Annotated in this window: 1 protein-coding gene; it reads left to right on the top strand. The window is 38.5% G+C overall.

The genetic code is table 11. The annotated features are described in order from the left end of the window. Positions 1–210: 210 nt before the first annotated feature. Positions 211–1,038, top strand: a complete 828-nt coding sequence (locus tag IQR33_RS20680; RefSeq protein ID WP_025998578.1) for an MBL fold metallo-hydrolase — start codon at positions 211–213, stop codon at positions 1,036–1,038. The last annotated feature ends 216 nt before the right edge of the window (positions 1,039–1,254 follow it).

Below are 1,254 nucleotides of genomic sequence, written 5' to 3'. Positions count from 1 at the left end.
GCTTCAATTGAGTTCATTTATTTAACCTCTAAAAGAATCATGAATACATAGGCAGTTAATGGGATTCGAGTTTACAAGTGATTCGGTCAGCTAAAACTAAAGCTAAGTAGAAAGTATTTGCAGTTGTATTTGCGTCTGAAAATCGTTTAGAGCTTTCTCATCCGCGAGGTTCTATAAGAAATTATTAAGGATATATTTGTGTGTGATTTCGTGAAAAAAATTGTTGTAGGTTTACTTTTAAGTGCTTCGTCTTTTGCTTCTTTAAGTCAATATGTTCCAGCAATGAATGATAAGAACGGTTATGTAGAACCATTTCAAATGTTTGATAATGTCTATTATGTAGGAGACAAGTGGGTCTCATCATATGCCATTGCTACAGACGACGGACTGGTTATCATTGATACGCTTGATTTCCCTTACTCTGAGTGGATACCTATCAACCTAGAAAAGCTAGGGCTAAAAGATAAGCCAATAACGCACATATTGGTAACTCATGGGCATTCTGACCATGTTGGAGGCGCCCAGTTACTTCAAGAGAAGTATGGTTCCAAAGTTGTGATGACCAAAAGCGCTCATGAACTATCTATACAGCAATCAAACAAAAGCGAAGGTGAGAACAAGTTCCTTCCTCCAAATTTAGACATAGAGATAAAAAGCGATAGCTCTATGGCTATTGGTGGACATGAGTTTAAGTTCTATCTCACACCTGGCCACACGGAAGGTGATTATTCCTTAGACTTCACTGTTGAAGATAATGGCGAACAATATCGTGCTTTTATCGTTGGTGGGCATAGCGTAAGTAGCAATGATCCAGAAGTTATTGGCCAGTTCCTGACTAGCATGGAGAAAATTAGAAAAATTTCACTACAGGCACCTATTGTGAACGTTAACCTTTCGAACCATCCACATAAAAATTTCCTTTTTGAAAATAGGAAGAAGCTCGGCACAAGCGGTAACCCGTTTATCAGTGAGGCAAACTTCTTCATGTTCCTTAAGCAACAAGAAGATTTAGCTAAGGGAAAACTAGAAGAACTATAATACCGTGGTATACGAGCAGCCTTCTTTATTAGGTTAGAGATTTGCTCTTGAGTTATAGCTAAGGCTTTAATAAGTTGCTCAATCAAGATTCGACACTGGTGGCAGCTATATTGTTTGTCGGTTCTAGTGACAAAGGCGCCGTGCGTAAGCATTCGTATTGTGTGCCTTACACATTTGCAAGGCGTTATGTGCTTTCTAGAAAAGTCTCAAAATAGA

The organism is Vibrio sp. OPT46, assembly GCF_015163535.1.
Classification (GTDB): domain Bacteria; phylum Pseudomonadota; class Gammaproteobacteria; order Enterobacterales; family Vibrionaceae; genus Vibrio; species Vibrio alginolyticus.
The sequence above is the reverse complement of the archived record's forward strand: the minus strand, read 5'-3'. Positions and strand labels throughout refer to the sequence as shown.